This window comes from Candidatus Diapherotrites archaeon, from assembly GCA_040755695.1.
In the GTDB taxonomy this organism is placed as follows: domain Archaea; phylum Iainarchaeota; class Iainarchaeia; order Iainarchaeales; family 1-14-0-10-31-34; genus JBFMAK01.
On the sequence record JBFMAK010000001.1, the window covers coordinates 393678 to 412910 of the forward strand.

Genomic DNA, 19233 nt, shown 5'->3' on the forward strand with positions numbered 1-19233 from the left:
TTTAAAATGGGTTCGCATTAAATAATTCTATTGATTTAAAATGCAAAGTGAGCTACTTCCACTGCCAAAAACATGCTAATTCTCTTAATCCAAGCCTTTTCTCTTTTAAAAAAAGAGAAAAGTCTACGGTCTATCCAAAAGAGAAAAATAAATTTGTAATTAATAATTCAATTATCAATAAAAACAATTGCAACGAATTAATTCTTACTTCAAAAGCGAAGCAAGTACTACCAAGCAAAGCGCAGGTAGTACACCGGCGTCAACTGACTGAACGGTTGAGGGGTTGTAGTCTAGCCTGGTCAGGACTCTGGCTTTGGGACGGACCCTTTTCTTTTTTAGAAAAAAAGAAAAGTGTTACGTTATCCCAAAAGAAAAAAGGGGTTAGTTACCCCAAAAAAGAAAGGGATTGTTTTTTGTCCGCAAGAAAGCCAGTAACGGGGGTTCAAATCCTCCCAACCCCACTCGAACCATTAAATGGTTCAATATTACAGCAATTCAATAATGCACGTAGTGCCAGCTGCCAATAGCAGCTGTAGGAGGTATCGGAACCGCAAGGTTCTGATTTGCGGAGGTGGCGGAGTGGTCCAACGCACCAGCTTGGAGCCTGCCCCTTTTTCTTTTTAAAAAAAAGAAAAAGCGGCAAGTTGCCGGAAAAAGAAAAAGGTTTTGGTGGCCGGATAGCTGGCGAGCGCAAGCTCACGCGAGTTCGAATCTCGTCCTCCGCGTCCGCCCTTTTTCTTTCTTTCCAAAAGAAAGAAAAAGTGCAGGTTGCCCAAAAAGAAAGAAAGCGGCAAGTTGCCCAAAAGAAAAAAAATAAAGTTGCAGTTGGGGGGGGTAGTCTAGCTTGGTTAGGATTTCAGCTTGGGGTAAGCCCCTTTTCTTTTTTCCAAAAAGAAAAGGCCTTTGGGTTCAAAAGAAAAAACCTAAAAAAGGAAGGCTTCCAATATGCTGACGACCCGAGTTCGAATCTCGGCCCTCCCACTCTGCCCCTTTCTTTCTTTTAAAAAAAGAAAGAAAGTGGTAAGTTGCCCCAAAGAAAGAAAAGAAAAGTGCAGGTTGCCCAAAAGAAAAATGGTGAAAGTTTACAGTCCATCCAAAAGAGAAAAAGCATAGGTTGCAATTTAATTCCAAAAGGAATTAAATGCACATTAAAACCGAAAGGTTTTAATCGTACCCCAAAGAAAGAAAATACAATTAAATATAAGTTTCAATTAAGGTTTTAATCATGAAAGAAAAAGGCAGTGAAAAGGAAGAGAAGGTTACTTTCAATATTGACAAGGAAAAGAATTTCTCTGAGTGGTTCACTGAAATAATAAAGAGGGCTGAACTGGCTGACTTAAGGTATAACGTGAAAGGCTTTATTGTATTCCAGCCTTGGAGTGTTATTTCAATGGAATTAATGTATGCTGAATTGGAAAGGATTCTGAGAATGAAAGGCCATAAGCCTTACTGGTATCCTGCAGTAATACCTGAAAGCAATTTCAAATTAGAGAAAGAGCACGTTGAAGGATTTGCCCCTCAAGTTTTCTGGGTTACAGAGACAGGCGCAGGAGAAAAATTGGAGGAAAGGCTTGCTTTAAGGCCTACTTCAGAAACTGCATTCTACCAAATGTTTGCTTTATGGATTAGGAGTTACAAAGACCTGCCTTTCAAGTCATACCAGAGAGCCCAGGTCTTCAGGTACGAGACAAAAGCCACAAGGCCTTTCCTTAGGAGCAGGGAAATTTATTGGATTGAAAGCCATAATGCTTTTGCCTCAAGAGAGGATTCAATTAAACAAGTGAAAGAAGACATGCAGTCAACAAAGGAATTATTGTATGATTTCCTCTGTGTGCCATTCATTTTCTTTGAGAGGCCTCAGTGGGACAAGTTTGCAGGGGCAGAATCAACTTATGCTGCTGATTCCTTAATGCCTGACGGAAGGGTAGTGCAATTGCCTTCAACCCATTTGTTGGGGCAGAACTTCTCCAAGCCATTCAATATTACTTTCAAGGACGAGAAAGGTTCTGATCAGTACGTGTGGAATACGTGCTATGGGCCTGCTGTGAGCAGGATTTTTGCTGTAATGATGGCAATACACGGAGACAATAACGGCTTGGTTTTTCCTTTTACTGTTTCTCCAGTGCAGGTAATAATAATTCCAATTTTTGATGAAAAGAATAAAGAAAAAGTTTTGGCTGAAGCAGAAAAGGGCAGGAAGGAATTGAGTGAATTGGATTTGAGGGCTGAAATAGATGCAGGAGAAGAAAGGCTGGGGGACAAGCTTTACTTCTGGGAGATGAAAGGCATTCCCCTGAGAATTGAATTAGGGGAAAAGGAATTAAAGGGGAAGAAGGCCCTCTTGTTCAGGAGAGATACAAAAAAGAAGGAATTGGTTGCATTGAATGAATTGAAGAAAAAGATTCTGGCTGAAGGAAGGAATTTGAATGAAAGCCTTAGAAAGAAAGCAGAGAAATTCTTACAGGAATCAATTGTTGAAGCAAAAAGTATTGAAGAAGCAAAGAAACTTGTGCAGAAAGGAAAGATTGCAAGAGTGGAATTCTGCTCTATTGGGTTGGATGCAGTTAAATGTGCTGAAGCAATAGAAAAGGAAGCGCAGGCCTCAGTTAGAGGGAAAAGAATTGACTTGGAAGAGAAAACCAAAGGCAATTGCATTGTGTGCGGCAAAAAGGCTTCTGTTATAGTGTACATTGCAAGGTCTTATTAAGCCAAAAAAGCTTTTTTTGGGATAAAATTAAATAAATCTTTCTCTAATTATGTTAGGAACCAAATTAATTTATTGTACGGTGCATTTTAATGCCTGAAAAAGACGGCTTGGACCCATTGGTTAGAATGAAGAAGATGAACGCAATGTTCGGAGGCAAGGCAAAGCTTGCCGAGGTAAGAAAAAAATTAGGCCAGGACTATGAATTGATTGGCCCGAAAAAAACAATCAGGGAGCCAATTTCAGATGAAGAAGCAAAAAAGAAAATGGAGGAAGAATTAGGCGTAATAAAAGAAGAGGAAAAGAAAGAGCCATGGCAGGAGATAAATGAAATAAAAAAAGAATTAAAAAAACAGTTAACAGAAAAAGAAGAAAAGAAAGAAGAATTAGAAGAAGAAGTAAAACCAGAGGAATTGGAAGACAAAGGAATTGAATTTGATTTAAGGAAAGAATTAGAAAGCAAAAAAGCCCCTGCAGAAGAAGAAAAAGAATTAAGAGGCAAATTTGCATTCAAAAAGGAGTTCGCTCCAAAAGAAAAAGAGAAGCCTTTAACCTCCCAACAGCAGATGATTAAACCTTTTGAAATGGAGGCAAAGCAGAAAAAACCTGAGCCCTGGATTGAACTGGAAAAAGAAAAAAAGCCATTAATTGAAGAGAAACCGAAAAAGGCGTTCGCACTAGAAAAATTTGAAGTCAGAGAAGAACCAAAAAAAGAAGAGCAAAAAAGGCCTTTTGCAAAGCCCTCGCCTGACTGGCTGAAAGAGATAGACAAAAAGTTCTCTGAAACAGAAGAGCCAAAAGAATTAGTGTTCAACAGCATAATAACAGAGAAAGCTGAAAGCACGGGCCCCCCAAAAAAAGAGAAAATAGAAACAGAGGGAATAAGAATTGAGCCAATAAAAACAAAAAAACAGACAGAAGAAGAAAACATGCTCAAAGGATTTGTTTTTGGGGAAGAAGGGCAAATTCAGCCTGGCGCTGAATCAAGCAAAGAAGAATTGCTTGAAAAGCTTAAGGAAGGCATTGAAACAAAGAAACCTGAAGAAAAAATGCCTGTGGACAACATAATAAAATTGACAAAAATAATACCGAAAAATGTAGAAGAGGAATTCAGGGAGAAAGAGCCCGAAGAAAAAGAGGGTTCTGACTCATTAGGAAAACAGCTCGGGAGCATCACCAGCTTCTTTTCCTCAAACATAACCAAATCAATGGGAGGCAAGCCTATCAGCGGAGAAGAACTTGAAGGCCTCACAAACGAAGAAAAAAAAGAGATAAAAAAGCTTGTTTCTACTTTGGGCCCTGCAACAAAAAAATACACTAAAGAAGAAATCTACGAATCAATGATCCTTGAAAACAAATCAAAAAAGGTTGCAGAAAAAGTTATTTCAATATTATACCAGGAATGATTTCAGGCTTTCAGCTCACGCTTTGCGTTGTCCTGCCTTTTCTTGGAAGAAGCAATTCAAACAATGCTATCTTCCTTCCTTTTATTTTTTTTGTTTTTCCCCTGTTCTCAATGAATCCGTGCTTCCTGTAAAGTTTTATTGCATTCCTATTAGAGCAGTAAACCGAAAGAAGCGCAATAGAAAAATTTTTTTTCTTAAGAAAATTTATTGAATGCCTCAAGAGTTTTGAGCCTATGCCTTTTCCCCTGAATTTTTCTTTTACTGCAAAGCCGTCAATCCCTGCAGTTTCACCCCTTAATTTCAGGAAAATAAATCCTGCCAGAGCCCTGCCCTGCTTTGCAGCAAAAACAATTGAATTCCCTTCCTTGAGTTTTTGCGTTATTTTCTCTTTTGGCTCTTTAATGTAATCAAATTCCTTTTTTATCATTGAAGAAATTTCGTTTAAGTACTTTTCATTAGGCTTTAAGGTGATTGTAATCCTCATTAAATCTCAGTCTCTTTGATGTAGGATTCAATTTCATTTAATGATACAGCGCAGCCCTTGTACTTCAAAGCGTAGAGTGATGCCTTAAGGGATTCAATTGAATTGCCTAATTCTTTCTCAAGAAGCCCTAAATCAAAGGCTTCAGCCATCAATTCAACGCTCCTCACAATCCTCACTTGACCGCAGAATTCCTTTAATTCCTTGAGCTTTCCCTTATTCATTTTAATTGAAGCATTAAAATTGAGTGAAATGCTTTTCTTCAAAGAAAGAGGGTATTCAAGCATGGACCTTGCAGTCCTCTCATCTATGACCACAACAGAGGCATTGATTATTTTGTTTAATGCAAGGGCTTCTGCTTCACCGTAATGAATGAGCTCAAGAGGCCTTCCGTCATGAAAGAAGCAGTTGTTTGCAATGCCTTCAATCCTTTGAGCGAATTCTCCGATTTTTTCATGCCTGAATACTTTAATCCAGCCATTCTCTAAGGCCTGCTTTATCCTTATTGCATTCAATTCAAATTTGTCAATCGAGAGAGGAACATTAACTGTCTCTCGTGCTATTGCCTCGCTGATGTAAAAATTCCCTATTGCTTTTTGTGATAATTCGCCTAACACCTTCATTAAGCAGTTCTCTGAAATTGAAATCAAGGCGCTTGAATCAAAAACAAGGTCATTCATCCCTGAACAATCCCCCCAGTAATTCTTTTCTTTCTTTTATGCCCAGCTGCTTTTCTTCTGCGTCATGAATTTTTGTTGCGCCGATATATGAAAGGAGCTCCTTCTTGCTTGCGCCTGTCAAGTCAGCTGACTGGCTCAAGCTCAAGCCTAAAGCATAAGCCCTTGAAGCCTGCTTCACCTTTGCTTTCTCGAACACGTTCTGGATGAAGTTGCCGTACTCTTTGTCGACAGCAGAAACCTTTCTTGACAATTCATTCAATTCTTTTTTGAATGAATCAAAATCCTTTCTCTTCAGGCGCTCTATTGACTCATCCAATGAACCAATTATTTTTGATTTCACGTTCTCCCATTTAACTGAATCAATTATGTGCGGCTTTGAAAGAATTTTCTGCAGTGAATAAGCAATCAAGGACATTTCAGCCAGAACCTTGTCTGAGTGCAGTGCAGCCAATTCAATCAATTCATTGCTCTCATTCCTTAATCTAACCAATTCTTTTTTGCAGAAGCTGTCTTTTATTGACTTCATCCTGGAAATAAGGTCTTTAAGCATTTTCATAAATTAAAAGCGCGAAAAGATTAAATAATTGTTATGGCCTAATAGTTTAAGCAAGCCAAATAAGGACTGGGTTGAATTAAATGCCGGCAAAAACAAACTATCCGTTAACCATAATAATAATACTTGTATTTGCCGTAATTGTATTAGGGGCATTGTATATATTCCTCCCAAAAGAAACTCCAGTAAATAAAGAAAACGAATTCATTCACTCTGATTTAAATGAAGAGCCAGCACTTGATATTAGTGACCCGAGAAATTATGACATCAACTACACTCCAGGCCTTCCAAGGATGTCCAAGCCATTGAACTTGATGTACACTGTCAGCAATTGCCGGGGGGAAATAAAAGACAATACTTTTGTCCAGACAGCTGAAACGCCTCCGCAAGAAGACTGGAATGCCCCAGCAAAAGTTGTAATTAAAGGGACAACAATTGACATAAGCCATTACTGGTTTACACTCTGCAGGAATGAAAAGCCCATGGAAGGAAAAGACTTCAATGTCATTGCAGTATTTGAAGACGAAAGATTCTTTGTGGAAGAAAAAGAGGACTTGGATGTGGTAACACCCCTGTACAATTCAAATGGAGACCCCTGCTTCTGCCCGATAAAAATCCACGTAATCCTGAACGATGTAATAAAAGGCACAAGGCTTCTTGATGTAAGGAACCCAGACATGTGGGCAGCCTTCTCCCAGGTAATAGAAGTGAAGTAGAAATCAAATTAAAATTTTAAAAAACCTTTCCTTTTCATTAACAGGTAAGGGAAGCCTTTTTTGTCAATTTTTGAAATATCAATTTCAAGATTTCCAGCAAATTCAAAAAGTTTTTCTCTTGCTTTTTTCACATTTCCAAAATCTTTTATTGTTTCAATTTCTATAAAATTACCCAATTCCCTGACCTTGTCTAAAGCAATTTCAAATTCATTTTTGTAGAGGTAAACTTCTCTTTGTTTTTCGACTTTAACCAGTTTTTTTAAATCAAGGGCAGAAAAAATTTTTTTCAATTGATTCGGGTTACTGATTTCGGTTTCAAATTCATCACAGTGAGTGCCAGAATCAGAATTTTTAGGGTAATACCAGTGTTTGTAATTTAGAATGGCCTTATTGCCTCTTTTTCTGATGCTCAGCCATTCAAAAGGATTTTTTGGTTTCACAAAATTTCTGTGGGAAGGAGTGAAATATTCATCTATTTGATGAGACTTTTTCACAAACTTTGCGGTTTTCTTCAATTTATTTTTTATTTTAAAGAAAGTGTTTTTATTAATAGGAAATCTAATTTCAATTTCCACATTTTTTGCCATGAATGGGGTTGCAGGGATTTGAACCCTGACATCTTGGTCTGGAGCCAAGCGCGCTACCAGGTTAACGCCACAACCCCTTAAAATAAATCTTAAAAGAAATAGATTTTAAACCGATTTGAATTTTTTTAGTTTCTTCACTGGCCTTCTGAGCTCGCAGCAGTCAATGCCTTCCTTCATGGAGGCAAGAACGCCTACAGCCTCCCAGTAATTGTTTACAGGAATGACATTCCTGAATCCCATTTTCTCTGGCGTTGCCTTCATTACAGTCCTGTTCTCTTTCACTGCAATTAATGGAATCCCAAACTTCTGTGCTGCAAGGGCAGGAACGCCTCCCATGCAGGAATAAGGCAGCACAATAGCATTCAATTCATCTATTGTAATGTCTTCCTTAATGCATTCATGGCTTTTAATTAAATGAGGGGCATTGCTTAATCCTTGAAGCACGCACCCAAGATATGCTGGGCCAATTGCTTCTGCTGCAGCCCTCGGGTCAACTACACCTGAATTCATTTCCTTCTTTATTTCTTTATGAGAAAGAAGGGGCGCATGAGCGCAGGGAATGCCAAACTCCTTTGAAATTAAATGAGATATAATTGCCTCTGTGCCACCGTAAGGGTTTGCTGACTTGCCTTTAAAGTAGGCGTTCAAGTCCTTGAAATCTATTTTTATTGCAAGGGAAATTGCAATTGCCTCTGCGCCTTTTTCAATCAAAGACCTGCAGGAATCAATCAATGCCTCCTCATTATGGATTTCCCCCAAGAAAGCGCCTTCCCTTGTCTTGACTGCGCGCGCATCAACAACTTCATTTGTTATTTCATAGCCTATTACATTCACTCCCTTTACAGTCCTTATTGCATCAATTGAATTCAATGCAAGGTCATAGCTTTCCTTTTCCATTCCTTTATCTAATACTACCCCCACCTTGTTTGAATGCACTTTCCTTAATCCTATTTCTCCCCTGAAAAACTTGTCCAGAGAAAATCCTTCAACGTACAATACATTGCCTCGCGCTAAATCCATTGAGACAGCATTAACCACATTAGGATGGGCAATCAAGTAATCGCACACTGAAGCCATTGCATTTGTTGCAGGGGTTGCGTCACCCACATAGCCTCCAATGCTTGCCTTCACTCCTGTGGGCACAATGTGCGCTGCAATAAACTTCTCCATTCAATTCACTTCCTTATGCTCGCATTAATTATTAGCTTCCTGCCTTTCTTTTCCTCTACAGCAAACCTTAATGTATCAATTCCTTTGGTCTCAAAATAAGAGTCAAGGAAATCCAGCAGCTCTTGAGGCTTTCCAGAATAATTCAATTGAATCCTCGCATTCTTTACTGTCATGCCAATAACATACAACAAAAAATTATTTAAAAGGAGGTATCGGAACCACAGGTTCTGATTTTTAGGATAGAAAAACAGAAAATATTAAATTGAGTAATGGCGTTATTTAATGCAATATGAAGGTTCTTTCAATAATTTTGTTTCTGTGTTTCATGCTGGGCCTTGCGGGAGCCATCTCCTCCCAGGAGGCAAAGGATTTCCTTACAAGCGAAAGCCATTTCCTGGAGGAAGGGCAGAGCATTGAAATCCTGCCCAATTTTCCAGTGCAATACAATAAAGAGAAGTTCTGGGTTGCAGTCATAATTACAGAAGAGAGCCCTAGCGGCTTCCTTGCAGTGAAATACTCTGCAAAAGAGATTTCGCTTAATAAGACAGCAAACACAGAATTATTCAAGACAGTCTATGTTTTAAGGTCACTGAAAGACTACAAGGAAAAAAATTCTGCTGTCTGGGTTTTTGCGAGCTCAAACAAGACCTTCTTCCAGACCCTCAATTCTGTCACCTCAGGCTCAGGTTCAGTTTATTATACTCTGGGAAACATTTCAGACGAATTAAATACTTCTGATGCCAGAACCCTCACAAACGAAATGAGTGCAATCCTCTCCGAGATGAGCTCAAGGGCTTTCACCTTAGAAGAAAAAACAGACGAAATAATCAAGGTAGAAAACGATTTTGTTAATTCAACCAATACAAGCCAAACAAATGCATTGAAAGAAAAATATGATGAATTCTTTCCCTTGCTTGAAGAAATAAACAGCTTAAGGCAGGACTACGAAAACAAGACTGTTGAGTTAAAGACCTTAATCTCCAAATCAGACAAGACGGCAGGAGAAAAACAGCAGTTGATTGCGCTGGCGAGTTCTCCTCAGGAATTCCAGAAACTTGACTCAATAGCAAAAAATTCTTCTGACTTGTATCAAGGCATCCAGTCCATTTACGCTAAAGCCATTTCAAATGTCTCGACATGGGTTGACAACGTTGACTCAATGAAGAAAAGGAATGATGCCTACAACCTGCTTTACTCTGATGACCCTGATTTGTACAAGAAAACAAAAAACTATTTCTCCAAGCTTAACGATTTAGTGAAGTTTATTCTGGATGAAAACAACAAGCCTTACTGGAAAGAATATGAAAAAATTGACTCAATGCAGTCCAACTGGAATAAGGCAGAATTGAACTTCAAGCAGAAAAAATACGAGAACGTGCAAACTTATGCCTTGAAGGCAAAGAATGACGCAGTAACCATATTCCAGGGAGGCTTTGTGCAGCAGGGAAGCGACATGCAAAATCTGATTATTTACATTGCGGTAGGATTAATTGTACTGCTTGTTGCGCTCATGCTCTTCAAGAACAGGAACAAGCTCTTCCCGTCTCCAACGCAAGCGCAAAAAGAACAGGAAATAATCCCTTACGGCTGGCAGAAAAGCTGAGAATTAGAATCTTTAATTCACGAGTAGATTTCTATTATGTCCCTGTCTTTAAGAACATAGTCTTTGCTGACCCTCTGGCCTGAGAATTTGCTTGAGCCCCATAATTTCACATACCTTAAATTCTGGGCGAGCTCTTTGTGCAACCTTTTCGCGACAACTTCAACAGTAGAATTTTTTTCCAGTACCAAAGGGTCCTTGAAGTCTGCTGGCTGCCCAGGCTTTTTTGTGAAAACAATTATTTTGTCTAAAAGCAGGAAAATCTTTTCTTTTAATTTGCCTAATTCTTTTTCGTTGAAGAAAAGGAAATCAATTTTTTTTCCCTCCAGGTCAAGCAATTGCAATGGCTTTTCTTTTTCTGCTTTAGAGATTACTGCAAGAAGCTTCTTGTACACGTTCCTTGAATCCAGAACCTCAGCAACTTTCTTTAAATCAGCCCCTTCCCCTAAGGAAATGCTTGCATTGGCATAGCCTGCATCTCTGAGAAATAACTTTAATTGCTCTTTAGGAACTCTAAGGAAGTTTTCTCCTGAAATGCTCAAGCCAAAGAATTCCGAGTGCTTCACCTCAATCAATGGTCTTTCCCTGTTCACTTTAATGAAGGCTTTGTCCAATTCACTGAGAAGCAAATTCAATTGCTCTAATGCATTCCTTTCTTCTAAAACAAAGACAATTGCGTCAGCATTCCTTACAGCAGAAAGGATAAGGTTTCCATTGGCTTTTCCTTCAGAAGAGCCTTCAACCAATGCAGGCATTTCAACTAATTGAACTCTTGCGCCAGAGAAATCCATTACCCCAACCTGAGGCTCTTTTGTGGTGAAAGCATAAGGTGCAATTTCAACCTGAACATTAGTGAGCTTGTTCAAAAGAAAGCTTTTACCTGAATTCGGGACTCCAAGCAGTGCAACCTGGCCTGCACCCTCTTTTTTTACGTTGAAAGAAATTCCCGATCCTTTCTTTGCTTTTACGCGCTGCTGCTTTTCAATGTCCTTTTTTGTGAGGGCAATCTTCTTGCTTATTTCAGCCCTTAATTTTTCTCCGCCTTTATGGGAGGGAGCAAAAGAACGCATCTCCTGTAGTGCAGCTAACTTCTCTAATGGGCTTCTTGCCTCCTCGAATTTCCTTTTGGCTCTCTCGAATTCAACTGAAACATTTGCAGGCATAAGAAAACTAATTAAAGGAAGGAGTTAAAATTTTTCCCTTGCAGTAACGCATTCTGCTACTACAGGAATCAGGCAGGCCTGCATAATAAAACATTGAAGGCATCAGGTCAAAGGTGTTTGCACTTGTTTCAATTGCCCCAAAATCTTTTCCGTCGTAAATAATTAAGGGGATATCCATTACTTCAGGACTCAAAGAATAAGGGGGCTCTGCATGATGACCTTTGCATTCAGGGCACTCAAAAGCCATTCCGTGGTCTGCAGTAAAAGCAGCAACCAATCCATTTGAATCAAGGACTGTTTGGATTAACTGGCCTGAATCCTTGTCCAAAATGGAAATGCATTGAGTGAAGGCAGTTTCATTGAAGTCATGGCCACAGAAATCGTTTCCCTTAATATTGCTGAACAAAAGAAACTTTCTTCCATTTAATTCTTCCTCAAAAAATTTTATCAGGGCATTATCAACATCAATAATATATTTAGAGTAAAAAGCATATTTTTGAATTCCGCTTTCGCTCCTGTATTCTCCTGTTTTATTCTCCCATCCCTCAAAGAAATCCTTCAACAGGCTTGTGTCTTCATTGAATGAATTTACTTCAATTCGGAAATCAAAAAAGCCTGAATCATAGAAAGCAATGTCGAATTCGCTTCTTGCCTGCTTGAAGTCTCCTGCCTCTGAAGCCATGACGCACAGCATTCCGTGCAGTCTGGCGTAATCGCACAAGCTTGTCATCCCTGCATTGTCAACGCAGTTTTGGGCTTTCCCTGCATTCCCGCAGTCGCCTGCAATGTACATGATAGAATGGCTTTCTGTGGTTGAAGGGATTACTGGATGAAAGGATTCTGCAGTCAAAGATTTTTCTGATAATTTTTCCAAGTTTGGTGTAATAGATTTTGTGATTTTGGATGCTGGGGTTCCGTCCAAGACAAAGACTGCAATGCTTTTCTGCGCTGGAATTCCATTGTAAGAGTTCTGTGAAACTGATGGAATCAAAATCCAGAGAACAAAAAAAATTAGAACAAAAAAAATCAGTACTGAAACAAAAATTCTGCTTAATTTCATTCAAAATCATTCTTGCTTGCAGGCGTCAAGGCCTGGGTGCAACATGCATATTGCAGTTTTAAGGTTTTCATATCCAACCAACACATACTTGCAGTCAATTACAAAGGCTGGAGCATACTCCAGCCAGTAAGATTCTGCTACCTTGTTGTCTTCTTCTATAATGCTTAAAGTATTGGCATCATCCAGGCATTGCTCGAAAGCTGCCTGCTGGTCAAAAGTAAGCTGGAGGCCTAAGCCTCCTTGCACGAAAGTCCACCTGTCATCAAACAAATTCATCTTGTTTGCATCAATATTGCCATTGGCGTCAGAGAAAATTTGCTTGTACAAGTATTGCTGGTAATCATTGAATTCTAATTGGCCTTGAAGCCTAACGCACTCTGCTGCAATTTGTGCATACAGGGAGTACTGCCCCATTAAACTGAAGTTCTTGAATTTGTACTGCAATTGTGGAGTGAATTTTCTTTTTAATTGGTCTACTGCGTCCAATGACTTCCAGCAGGGATAACAGTAATAGTCTGCGAACTCTTCCACTTTCACTTTATTTTGGTCTGCACTGCATTTTGCTTCAAAGAACATCAAGTTTTTTGGCTTGCTGTCCAAGTAGCTTTCAGGCACAACGTAAAAACCATTCACTAAAGCATAGTTCTGCCTCATTAAAGGGCTTATTGCCGCATAGCTCCTTATTGTTTTTTCTTCTACTAATGCAGAAGGAACCATGAATAAATTGAAGTCTGAAATATAATGCTTGTTCTCCTCTTTTGAGAGGTCAATCAATTCTTCTTCAAAGTCAACCTTTTTTACAGTGAAGGACCTTTTAATTGAATTCTCTGTGTCGCAGAAAGGGCATTCAGAAGCATAAAAGAGAATCAATTTCACTTTAGGCAAAGGCTCAATTACTGGCCCTGTTTGAGAGTTCTCATTCATAAGTGAAATAAGCTTGAATCCTGCAAAACCTAAAGCAATGCCTAATATGACAATCAGCGCAATTACATATGGAGGGAAACCAAGCTTTTTTTTTGCCATTCATGCCACCGTTCATTAATTAAGATTTTTGCCTCAAAATGGTTTAAAAACCTTTTCGGTTTTTAAATTTTTAAAAAATAAAATATTTTTTAAATTGATTTAAATGCTTATTGACGCTCACTGCCATTTATACGAATTTTCTGATGCAGAAAAAATAATAAAGGAAGCTGAATTGAAAGGCGTCAAACTAATTATATCTAATTCAGTTGACTTGAATTCAATGAAAAAGAATCTGGAACTCCAGAAAAGCTTTCCTTCAGTGAAAGCATGCCTTGGCCTGCATCCCTCAAACATTCTGGGAATGAAAGAAAAAGAAATAGAGGAATCAGTCCAATTCATTGAAGGCCATGCAAGAGAATGCATTGGAATAGGAGAAACAGGCCTTGACTTCAAGCACGCAACAACAAGAGAACAGAAAGAATTCCAGAAAAAAGTTTTTGGTGAAATGCTTTCAATTGCACAGAAAGAGGGGAAGGCAGTTGAAGTGCATTCAAGGGAAGCACAAAATGAAGCAATTGAAATGCTGAAGGAAAGAAAACAGGAGAAAGTCTTGTTGCACTGGCTTTCAGGCGGAAAAGAAGTATTCGAAAAGGCAATTGAATGCAATTACTTCATTTCTTTTGGCCCCAGCGTGCTCTACTATTCTTCAACCCAAAAGATGGCAGGGCTTACGCCATTAGAATTAATATTGCTTGAAACAGATGCACCAGTAGAATTCAATGGAATTAAAGCAGAGCCTTCAGTGGTGAAAAAAGTTGCAGTAAAGATTGCAGAAATAAAAGGGCTTTCCTTTGAAGAGGTTGAAAGGGCAACATATTTAAATGCAAGGAAGCTTTTCAATTTATAAATTTTTTTAAACATAATTTAGTGTGGTGGAAGGAAAATGGTTGCAGTTGAATTAATTGTATTGGTAGTAGGCCTTGCAGTAGGCAACGGCCTTCTTTTCTTTACTCAGCCAAAAGGCTACAGCTTCAAGGAACTAGAAAAGATAAGAGCTCAAATAAACGAGGACTCAATGATGAGAAATGGAATCCAGAAAAGCAGTTTATACTACGATGATGTTTATGCCCTTCAATCCAGCGTCAGGGCAGCAGGCCATAAAATTGAAATGGCGCACAGCAGGCTTGGGGAAGTAGAGAAAGCATTAAAGAACTTGAATTACGGAATGATGGAATTAAGCAAGAAAATTGAAGCAAAAGAAAAAGAGCTGAAGATCCCTTACGAAATAGAAGAGAAAATAAAGAGATTAGACGAATTCAGGAGAGATACAAGAATTGAGATACAGGCATTAAAAGATGCATTGGAAGAAATAAAGCCTAAAAGCAAAGGACAGCAGGAAAAAAAGAAGAAAGAAAAAAAAGAATTAAGGAAGTTAAACAAAAGAATCCACGAGATAGTCTTCCACAAGGGAAGCTGAAGTTTTTATTTTTAGGGAAAAAGATAAAAAAATGAAAAAGAAATTATTAGGTTTGGTTACTGTTGCAATTATTTTGTTGTTCTTTTCCTCTAAGTTTTATGCACTTCTTGATTCAACTGAATCAGAGTTTATAGAATCATTCAAATGTGGCGATGCAAATGGCGATGGCGTGGTGTCAGTAACAGATATTGTTTGGCTGGTAAATTTTTTGTTTAAGGGCGGCACTGCCCCAGTGGATATGGATGGAGCAGATGCAAATAATGATGGAAAGGTGTCAGTAACAGATATTGTTTGGCTGGTAAATTTTTTGTTTAAGGGAGGTCCAACCCCAAACTGTGGTCCTGAGCCCCAGCCTAAAATAATTAGTCCTTCAAATTATGAAATAATTGGTGGTCCTGCTCTGGTTTCTGTGATAGATGACTCAAATCTTTCTCCTTCAAAAATAAAAAAAATGAAGTTAGAATATTCTTATGATAATGTTAATTGGACTTAAATAGCAGAGTATGGTGCCGCAGGAAGCAGTGCCTGGGATACAATATTTGATACTTCAATTATATCTTCTGGTCCTCTTTATGTTAAGACAACAGAATACTCTTATTCTGGAACAGTGTCCAATACCGTTCAAGTGACAGTAAACAAACTGCCAGTAGCTCACGCTACAACAATGTACAACCCTTATAATAATGAATGGTTTTTTGACGCAGGCACTTCATATGATTCTGACGGCTCAATTACAGGCTATGAATGGGATTTTGGCGACGGCAATACAGGCACTGGGTCAATAGCATCACACAAGTATTCTCCGCCCGGATTTTATAATGCGAGTTTGACTGTTACTGATGATTTGGGTTTTAATGGAACTTATTTTTTTGTTCCGGGCTACGATGCTAACTGCGGCTGCAAGAAAATGACAATAAGAAGCACAGGAGAATTTGACAGAAATGATTACAAGTTAGAAAAAACACTTATAAAGAATAATATTTCGTCAGACTATAATAAGCTTGGTGGCTTTGATGACATTAATTGGCTTGATTCAAAAAAAATATTTTTTATTGGAACCTTTTTTGAGGTTCAAGCAGAACTAACTGATAATACAACTGACCCAAAGCTCTGCGATGAACGGCAGAAAACAAAAGCTACACGTCATTACAAAAACAAAGACTTTAACTACGAGTTTTTGGGCGTAAAGTGTGGTTTCCTTTCACCTAATTGGTGTAATGACGATTACATGGAAAAAAATGACACTTACAAGAAAAAGCATTATCCAAAATTAATTAAATGGATTGACGCCCCAGGCACTAGATTAAGGAAGGGCGACATGAATGTTGATGGATATACCCACAAATCAAAATTCTGGGCTGTAGTAGAAGGGTCAGCAGGAAAATGCGAGTGCTTTTTTGAACAAGAAGCAATTTATAATGTAAACGGAATCAAAATCTCAAATACAATAAAAAATTTCAATGGAACAAATTGTTTTGCAGGCTAAAAAAATAATTTATTAATTTGATCGAATCACTTTTTTTCTTATGAAGACTTATTCAATGAAAGTGCCGTGCCCTGTCTGTTCTGGAAATGCCTTGATGACTTATTCTTTTCATTCAGTCCCCCATTACGGTAAAACCCTGTTCTCTAATCTGCACTGCAGGAAATGCAACTTCAATTTGAATGACGTGCAAAGCGCTCAAGCAAGAAAGCCTGCGAAATATGAAATAAAGATTGATTCAAAAAAAGATTTAAGGACAAAAATTGTGAGGTCAAGCTCTTCCCTTCTTAAAATAAAAGAATTGGGCATTGAAGTAAAGCCAGGGCCTTACAGCGAAGGCTATATCACCAACATTGAAGGCGTCCTTGAAAGAGTGCAGGAAGCCTTATCCTCCCTTGCAGGCCTTGAAGGCCAGAAAACCCAGAAACAAAAAGTAAACAAAATGCTCGAAAAAATAAGCAAAGCCAAAAACGCAGAAATAAAATTCACAGTAGAATTAATTGACCTTCAGGGCAACGGAGCCATACCCGGAAAAAAAGCAGTAAAAAAAGAATTAAAGAAATAATTTATTTCTCTTTCACGTTCCAGCTCTTCCTGTGCTCTCTGTCTTTGGATTCTTCTCGGGCCAGCTTTGCAATAACGCTTGCAGCGCCTATTACTGGCTCTAAGTCGTCGCCTTTCACTATGAATTCAACGTGCTTTAATGTCCCATTCAGTCTGCTGCCGTCAGCCTTAACCTTTGCCTTTACCCCTAATTCATCAAAGAGCAGTACAAGATTGTTTATTATTCTGACTTCAATTTCATTCAAGTTCAGTCCATTATTCCTTAACTGGTCTATGAGCCGGGAATTCAAAGAAACAGTTGCTACTGCAAGGGCGTTCCCTGAAACAATTTCAGCTTTCTCTTTTAGGTTGCCTGTCTTCTTGCTGTCCCTCAACTCTCTTAACTTATTGCTGTCGCCCAAAACAAAGCTTACAACAAAAGAGCCAAAGCTTTCCCCTCTTCCAGCCTCATCAATGCCTAAAACCAGTTCTTCTTCCAAACCCATCCTCTGCAAGATTTCCTCAGTGACCTTCTTGCAGTCATTGCCCTGTACTACAAGCTTTCCTGAAGAGTACAAGGTTACAGTGCAATTGCCTGCCTTGCACCTCAATTCCTCGAAGGCATTCTTTGTCTCCACCTGAGGGAATTCCCTGAGGATTTCAATCAATTGCCTTTTCTGCTTTGAACCAAAGTTAAGAACCTTCTCCATATCAGAACCTGCGGTTCCGATACCTCCCTTAATTTTATTTTATGGGAAGTATGGTTCCGAGCCTCCTTTTTCCATTTTAATAGCATATTTATTATTAAAGAAAATGGTTATATATTGTACTGAAAAAAAAATTAATTCTTTAGGTGGAGGAAAAAATTTTTATGACGAACTGCAAGATATGCTCTGTAACCTTTAAAGACAATCCTGACAAGATAGTGCTCTGCGAAAACTACAAGGGGGCAGTCCATTTAGGCTGCTGCTGCGACAGGTGCAGCTGGGACCGCAAGCCCTGCTACCATGCATTAGGGGTCTACAAGAAAGAATAAAAGCAATCAAAGGGAAACCAGGAAACTATGGAGCAAAAAGCGCAAGGCGCATTAGAATACCTGCTTTTATTAGGCTCTGCAGTGCTCATAGCAGCAGTTGTTGTAGTAGTATTAACGCAATTGACTGACTTAACAAAAGGCAAGGCACAAAACCCCTCCCAAACGCACTAAACCCTTAATTTAATTCTTGATTCACATGAACAGAGGAATTGCATTCAGTATAATTAAAATTAATACTATGAATATAAAGAATTTTTCAATGATTTTCTCCCTCTCGGCTTCTTTAATTGAGGCAGGCATATAAGAAGAATAAATGATTTTTGCAATCTTTCCTCCATCAAAGGGCTCAACAGGCAGGAAATTAACTATTGCAACCAGAAGGCTTACAATGACAAGCCAGTAAAAGAATTCAGAGAAGAACTGCAATAAAGTAGAATAAACAGTAAAACTTAATGGTTCAGTGAAAGCAGGATTGGGAATTTCCTCTGAAGTAAAGCCGAACTTCCCCATCTTGTTTTTAGTCAAGGTTTTCTCTATTGTTTCTCCCTTTTCTGTTTCAAGCACAAAAGTGTAAGACTTGTTATTGTCAAGCAATGCCTTAGTCAGATCATTCATGGCGAGAATTTTTTTTCCGTTAACTTCTTTAATTGTCATTTCCTTTTCTAATACTCCATAGGCAGGCGAAGGATAAAGATCACCACAAAAGCCTGTGTTCTTGTCAACGCCTGAAATTTTCACTCCAAGAACAGCCTGGTCGTGAATGCCTTCAGCCCAGCCTGAAAAAGGGGCAAAGAAAACAAGAGCAATAATTGAACCTATCAACAGGAAAACAGGGATTGAAGCAAGGTTTGCAAGAGGCCCTGCAGCAAAGATTTTGAGGGCGCTCTTCTTGTATGCTTTTTTTAATTGAATTTCATCAGGCTCAACAAAAGCGCCTATTGGAAGGAAGCCCAAAAGCAAGAGCCCGGAAGAATTAATTTTAATCTTCTCTTTTCTTGCAGTGATTCCGTGAAAGCCTTCATGCACTACAAGAATAATGAACAGTACAAGCCAGACATGAATTGGAACTTTAATTGGGACATTAGGAATGTCCACGCCAGGAATGAGAGGGGCAACACCAGGGCAGGCCTGCACCTTCCAGAAAAAGGTTTTAACAATAATTTCTGCTGAACTGAAAATCAAGGTGATTAAAACAAATCCTGCAAATCCTGCAAGGCCGAAAACAAGGCTGAACAAGTTAAGGAAACCAAAGATCTGGGAGAAAGGCTTCATGAAAGGGCTTGAAGTGAAAGCCCAGCCCAAGAGCAACTCAAAGAAAACGTAAAGGGCAAGAGTAGAAAAAAGGAATAAGAGAAGCCTTCTTGCAGTGCTCTCGCCTTTGCCGTGAAGGTAATCAACTGCAATTGCCCCAAAGCCTAACACAAGCCCTAATTCTGACAGGAAATTGATTGTCCTTTCATGCCTTGAGAATTTGTCAAAGTACTTGTTTGCCTTTTTTGTTTTTATGAGAGAGGCAAAGTAATAGGTTTGAGCGCCCAGGAACCTCTTGAAAAGATAGGTTACAATAACTGAAACCAGAATAAAAATTATGAGAACATAAAACCAGTCCAT

Annotated in this window: 22 protein-coding genes and 4 tRNA genes; 14 read left to right on the forward strand and 12 right to left on the reverse strand. The window is 38.8% G+C overall.

Annotated elements, in window-relative coordinates:
* Positions 1-279 precede the first annotated feature (279 nt).
* The 5 genes from AB1467_02290 to AB1467_02310 all read left to right on the forward strand — a co-directional run bounded on the left by AB1467_02290 (position 280) and on the right by AB1467_02310 (position 4110).
* Positions 280-461: transfer RNA gene (locus AB1467_02290), tRNA-Pro, on the forward strand.
* A gap of 104 nt (positions 462-565) precedes the next feature.
* Positions 566-725, forward strand: a tRNA-Ser gene (locus tag AB1467_02295).
* Positions 726-828: 103 nt separating this feature from the next.
* Positions 829-981 (forward strand) — tRNA-Pro (locus AB1467_02300).
* Positions 982-1225: 244 nt separating this feature from the next.
* Positions 1226-2707 carry a proline--tRNA ligase gene (proS, locus tag AB1467_02305; protein ID MEW6295107.1) on the forward strand — a complete coding sequence of 494 codons (1482 nt, stop codon included), beginning with the start codon at positions 1226-1228 and terminating at the stop codon, positions 2705-2707.
* Positions 2708-2796: 89 nt separating this feature from the next.
* Positions 2797-4110 (forward strand): hypothetical protein, encoded by a 1314-nt coding sequence (locus AB1467_02310; GenBank protein MEW6295108.1) that lies wholly within the window; start codon positions 2797-2799, stop codon positions 4108-4110.
* 10 nt (positions 4111-4120) lie between these two features.
* Here AB1467_02310 and AB1467_02315 read toward each other — a convergent pair whose 3' ends face one another.
* The 3 genes from AB1467_02315 to AB1467_02325 are packed head-to-tail and all read right to left on the reverse strand — an operon-like array spanning position 4121 to position 5821.
* A complete protein-coding gene (locus AB1467_02315; protein ID MEW6295109.1) occupies positions 4121-4594 on the reverse strand; it encodes a GNAT family N-acetyltransferase in 474 nt (157 codons plus the stop codon).
* Entirely contained in the window at positions 4594-5271 is a 678-nt protein-coding gene (locus AB1467_02320; protein ID MEW6295110.1) for a hypothetical protein, read from the reverse strand. The genes AB1467_02315 and AB1467_02320 overlap by 1 nt, the downstream gene beginning before the upstream one ends.
* Complete coding sequence (locus tag AB1467_02325) at positions 5264-5821, reverse strand: hypothetical protein (GenBank protein MEW6295111.1); 558 nt, start codon at positions 5819-5821, stop codon at positions 5264-5266. Before AB1467_02325 ends, AB1467_02320 begins: the two co-directional genes overlap by 8 nt.
* An 86-nt stretch (positions 5822-5907) precedes the next feature.
* Here AB1467_02325 and AB1467_02330 point away from each other — a divergent pair, with 86 nt between their 5' ends.
* Positions 5908-6540, forward strand: a complete 633-nt coding sequence (locus AB1467_02330; protein ID MEW6295112.1) for a hypothetical protein — start codon at positions 5908-5910, stop codon at positions 6538-6540.
* Between the two features lie 8 nt (positions 6541-6548).
* Here AB1467_02330 and cyaB read toward each other — a convergent pair whose 3' ends face one another.
* The 4 genes from cyaB to AB1467_02350 form a co-directional block, all read right to left on the reverse strand.
* The gene (gene cyaB / locus AB1467_02335) at positions 6549-7127 is read right to left on the reverse strand and encodes a class IV adenylate cyclase (GenBank protein ID MEW6295113.1); all 579 of its coding nucleotides are present in this window, start codon (positions 7125-7127) and stop codon (positions 6549-6551) included.
* Between the two features lie 3 nt (positions 7128-7130).
* Positions 7131-7204 (reverse strand) — tRNA-Trp (locus AB1467_02340).
* Between the two features lie 28 nt (positions 7205-7232).
* Positions 7233-8297 (reverse strand): DUF3326 domain-containing protein, encoded by a 1065-nt coding sequence (locus AB1467_02345; GenBank protein MEW6295114.1) that lies wholly within the window; start codon positions 8295-8297, stop codon positions 7233-7235.
* A gap of 5 nt (positions 8298-8302) precedes the next feature.
* Complete coding sequence (locus tag AB1467_02350; GenBank protein ID MEW6295115.1) at positions 8303-8470, reverse strand: hypothetical protein; 168 nt, start codon at positions 8468-8470, stop codon at positions 8303-8305.
* Positions 8471-8586: 116 nt separating this feature from the next.
* Here AB1467_02350 and AB1467_02355 point away from each other — a divergent pair, with 116 nt between their 5' ends.
* Positions 8587-9900: a hypothetical protein gene (locus tag AB1467_02355; GenBank protein ID MEW6295116.1), complete on the forward strand. Its 1314-nt coding sequence runs from the start codon at positions 8587-8589 to the stop codon at positions 9898-9900.
* 17 nt (positions 9901-9917) lie between these two features.
* Here AB1467_02355 and AB1467_02360 read toward each other — a convergent pair whose 3' ends face one another.
* The 3 genes from AB1467_02360 to AB1467_02370 are packed head-to-tail and all read right to left on the reverse strand — an operon-like array spanning position 9918 to position 13143.
* On the reverse strand, positions 9918-11060 hold the full coding sequence (locus AB1467_02360; protein ID MEW6295117.1) for a GTPase: 1143 nt from the start codon (positions 11058-11060) through the stop codon (positions 9918-9920).
* Between the two features lie 7 nt (positions 11061-11067).
* Positions 11068-12120, reverse strand: coding sequence for a hypothetical protein (locus AB1467_02365; GenBank protein MEW6295118.1), 1053 nt, complete (start codon positions 12118-12120; stop codon positions 11068-11070).
* A 6-nt stretch (positions 12121-12126) separates the two neighbouring features.
* Positions 12127-13143 (reverse strand): thioredoxin domain-containing protein, encoded by a 1017-nt coding sequence (locus AB1467_02370; GenBank protein ID MEW6295119.1) that lies wholly within the window; start codon positions 13141-13143, stop codon positions 12127-12129.
* 103 nt (positions 13144-13246) lie between these two features.
* On the opposite strand from AB1467_02370, the gene AB1467_02375 reads away from it, so the two are divergent.
* The 5 genes from AB1467_02375 (at position 13247) to AB1467_02395 (ending at position 16608) form a co-directional block, all read left to right on the forward strand.
* Positions 13247-13990 carry a TatD family hydrolase gene (locus AB1467_02375; protein ID MEW6295120.1) on the forward strand — a complete coding sequence of 248 codons (744 nt, stop codon included), beginning with the start codon at positions 13247-13249 and terminating at the stop codon, positions 13988-13990.
* Between the two features lie 36 nt (positions 13991-14026).
* On the forward strand, positions 14027-14560 hold the full coding sequence (locus tag AB1467_02380) for a hypothetical protein (protein MEW6295121.1): 534 nt from the start codon (positions 14027-14029) through the stop codon (positions 14558-14560).
* Between the two features lie 31 nt (positions 14561-14591).
* A complete protein-coding gene (locus AB1467_02385) occupies positions 14592-15053 on the forward strand; it encodes a dockerin type I repeat-containing protein (GenBank protein ID MEW6295122.1) in 462 nt (153 codons plus the stop codon).
* A 132-nt stretch (positions 15054-15185) separates the two neighbouring features.
* Positions 15186-16046, forward strand: a complete 861-nt coding sequence (locus AB1467_02390; protein MEW6295123.1) for a PKD domain-containing protein — start codon at positions 15186-15188, stop codon at positions 16044-16046.
* Between the two features lie 40 nt (positions 16047-16086).
* A complete protein-coding gene (locus AB1467_02395) occupies positions 16087-16608 on the forward strand; it encodes a ZPR1 zinc finger domain-containing protein (protein ID MEW6295124.1) in 522 nt (173 codons plus the stop codon).
* A gap of 1 nt (position 16609) precedes the next feature.
* On the opposite strand, the gene AB1467_02400 is transcribed toward AB1467_02395, so the two are convergent.
* Positions 16610-17296: a DUF3378 domain-containing protein gene (locus tag AB1467_02400; protein ID MEW6295125.1), complete on the reverse strand. Its 687-nt coding sequence runs from the start codon at positions 17294-17296 to the stop codon at positions 16610-16612.
* Between the two features lie 161 nt (positions 17297-17457).
* On the opposite strand from AB1467_02400, the gene AB1467_02405 reads away from it, so the two are divergent.
* A complete protein-coding gene (locus AB1467_02405; GenBank protein ID MEW6295126.1) occupies positions 17458-17622 on the forward strand; it encodes a hypothetical protein in 165 nt (54 codons plus the stop codon).
* 27 nt (positions 17623-17649) lie between these two features.
* Complete coding sequence (locus AB1467_02410; GenBank protein MEW6295127.1) at positions 17650-17793, forward strand: class III signal peptide-containing protein; 144 nt, start codon at positions 17650-17652, stop codon at positions 17791-17793.
* Between the two features lie 21 nt (positions 17794-17814).
* Here AB1467_02410 and AB1467_02415 read toward each other — a convergent pair whose 3' ends face one another.
* A complete protein-coding gene (locus AB1467_02415; GenBank protein MEW6295128.1) occupies positions 17815-19233 on the reverse strand; it encodes a M50 family metallopeptidase in 1419 nt (472 codons plus the stop codon).

Bases quoted from the DNA above. Each gene is read 5' to 3' on its own strand.
- AB1467_02380 (MEW6295121.1), top strand. From the start codon at position 14,027: ATGGTTGCAGTTGAATTAATTGTATTGGTAGTAGGCCTTGCAGTAGGC.
- AB1467_02355 (MEW6295116.1), top strand. From the start codon at position 8,587: ATGAAGGTTCTTTCAATAATTTTGTTTCTGTGTTTCATGCTGGGCCTT.
- AB1467_02410 (MEW6295127.1), top strand. From the start codon at position 17,650: ATGGAGCAAAAAGCGCAAGGCGCATTAGAATACCTGCTTTTATTAGGC.
- cyaB (MEW6295113.1), bottom strand. From the start codon at position 7,127: ATGGCAAAAAATGTGGAAATTGAAATTAGATTTCCTATTAATAAAAAC.
- AB1467_02405 (MEW6295126.1), top strand. From the start codon at position 17,458: ATGACGAACTGCAAGATATGCTCTGTAACCTTTAAAGACAATCCTGAC.
- AB1467_02370 (MEW6295119.1), bottom strand. From the start codon at position 13,143: ATGGCAAAAAAAAAGCTTGGTTTCCCTCCATATGTAATTGCGCTGATT.
- AB1467_02395 (MEW6295124.1), top strand. From the start codon at position 16,087: ATGAAGACTTATTCAATGAAAGTGCCGTGCCCTGTCTGTTCTGGAAAT.
- AB1467_02400 (MEW6295125.1), bottom strand. From the start codon at position 17,296: ATGGAGAAGGTTCTTAACTTTGGTTCAAAGCAGAAAAGGCAATTGATT.
- AB1467_02360 (MEW6295117.1), bottom strand. From the start codon at position 11,060: ATGCCTGCAAATGTTTCAGTTGAATTCGAGAGAGCCAAAAGGAAATTC.
- AB1467_02320 (MEW6295110.1), bottom strand. From the start codon at position 5,271: ATGAATGACCTTGTTTTTGATTCAAGCGCCTTGATTTCAATTTCAGAG.
- AB1467_02310 (MEW6295108.1), top strand. From the start codon at position 2,797: ATGCCTGAAAAAGACGGCTTGGACCCATTGGTTAGAATGAAGAAGATG.
- AB1467_02350 (MEW6295115.1), bottom strand. From the start codon at position 8,470: ATGACAGTAAAGAATGCGAGGATTCAATTGAATTATTCTGGAAAGCCT.
- AB1467_02330 (MEW6295112.1), top strand. From the start codon at position 5,908: ATGCCGGCAAAAACAAACTATCCGTTAACCATAATAATAATACTTGTA.
- AB1467_02415 (MEW6295128.1), bottom strand. From the start codon at position 19,233: ATGGACTGGTTTTATGTTCTCATAATTTTTATTCTGGTTTCAGTTATT.
- AB1467_02315 (MEW6295109.1), bottom strand. From the start codon at position 4,594: ATGAGGATTACAATCACCTTAAAGCCTAATGAAAAGTACTTAAACGAA.
- AB1467_02345 (MEW6295114.1), bottom strand. From the start codon at position 8,297: ATGGAGAAGTTTATTGCAGCGCACATTGTGCCCACAGGAGTGAAGGCA.
- AB1467_02365 (MEW6295118.1), bottom strand. From the start codon at position 12,120: ATGAAATTAAGCAGAATTTTTGTTTCAGTACTGATTTTTTTTGTTCTA.
- AB1467_02385 (MEW6295122.1), top strand. From the start codon at position 14,592: ATGAAAAAGAAATTATTAGGTTTGGTTACTGTTGCAATTATTTTGTTG.
- AB1467_02375 (MEW6295120.1), top strand. From the start codon at position 13,247: ATGCTTATTGACGCTCACTGCCATTTATACGAATTTTCTGATGCAGAA.
- proS (MEW6295107.1), top strand. From the start codon at position 1,226: ATGAAAGAAAAAGGCAGTGAAAAGGAAGAGAAGGTTACTTTCAATATT.
- AB1467_02325 (MEW6295111.1), bottom strand. From the start codon at position 5,821: ATGCTTAAAGACCTTATTTCCAGGATGAAGTCAATAAAAGACAGCTTC.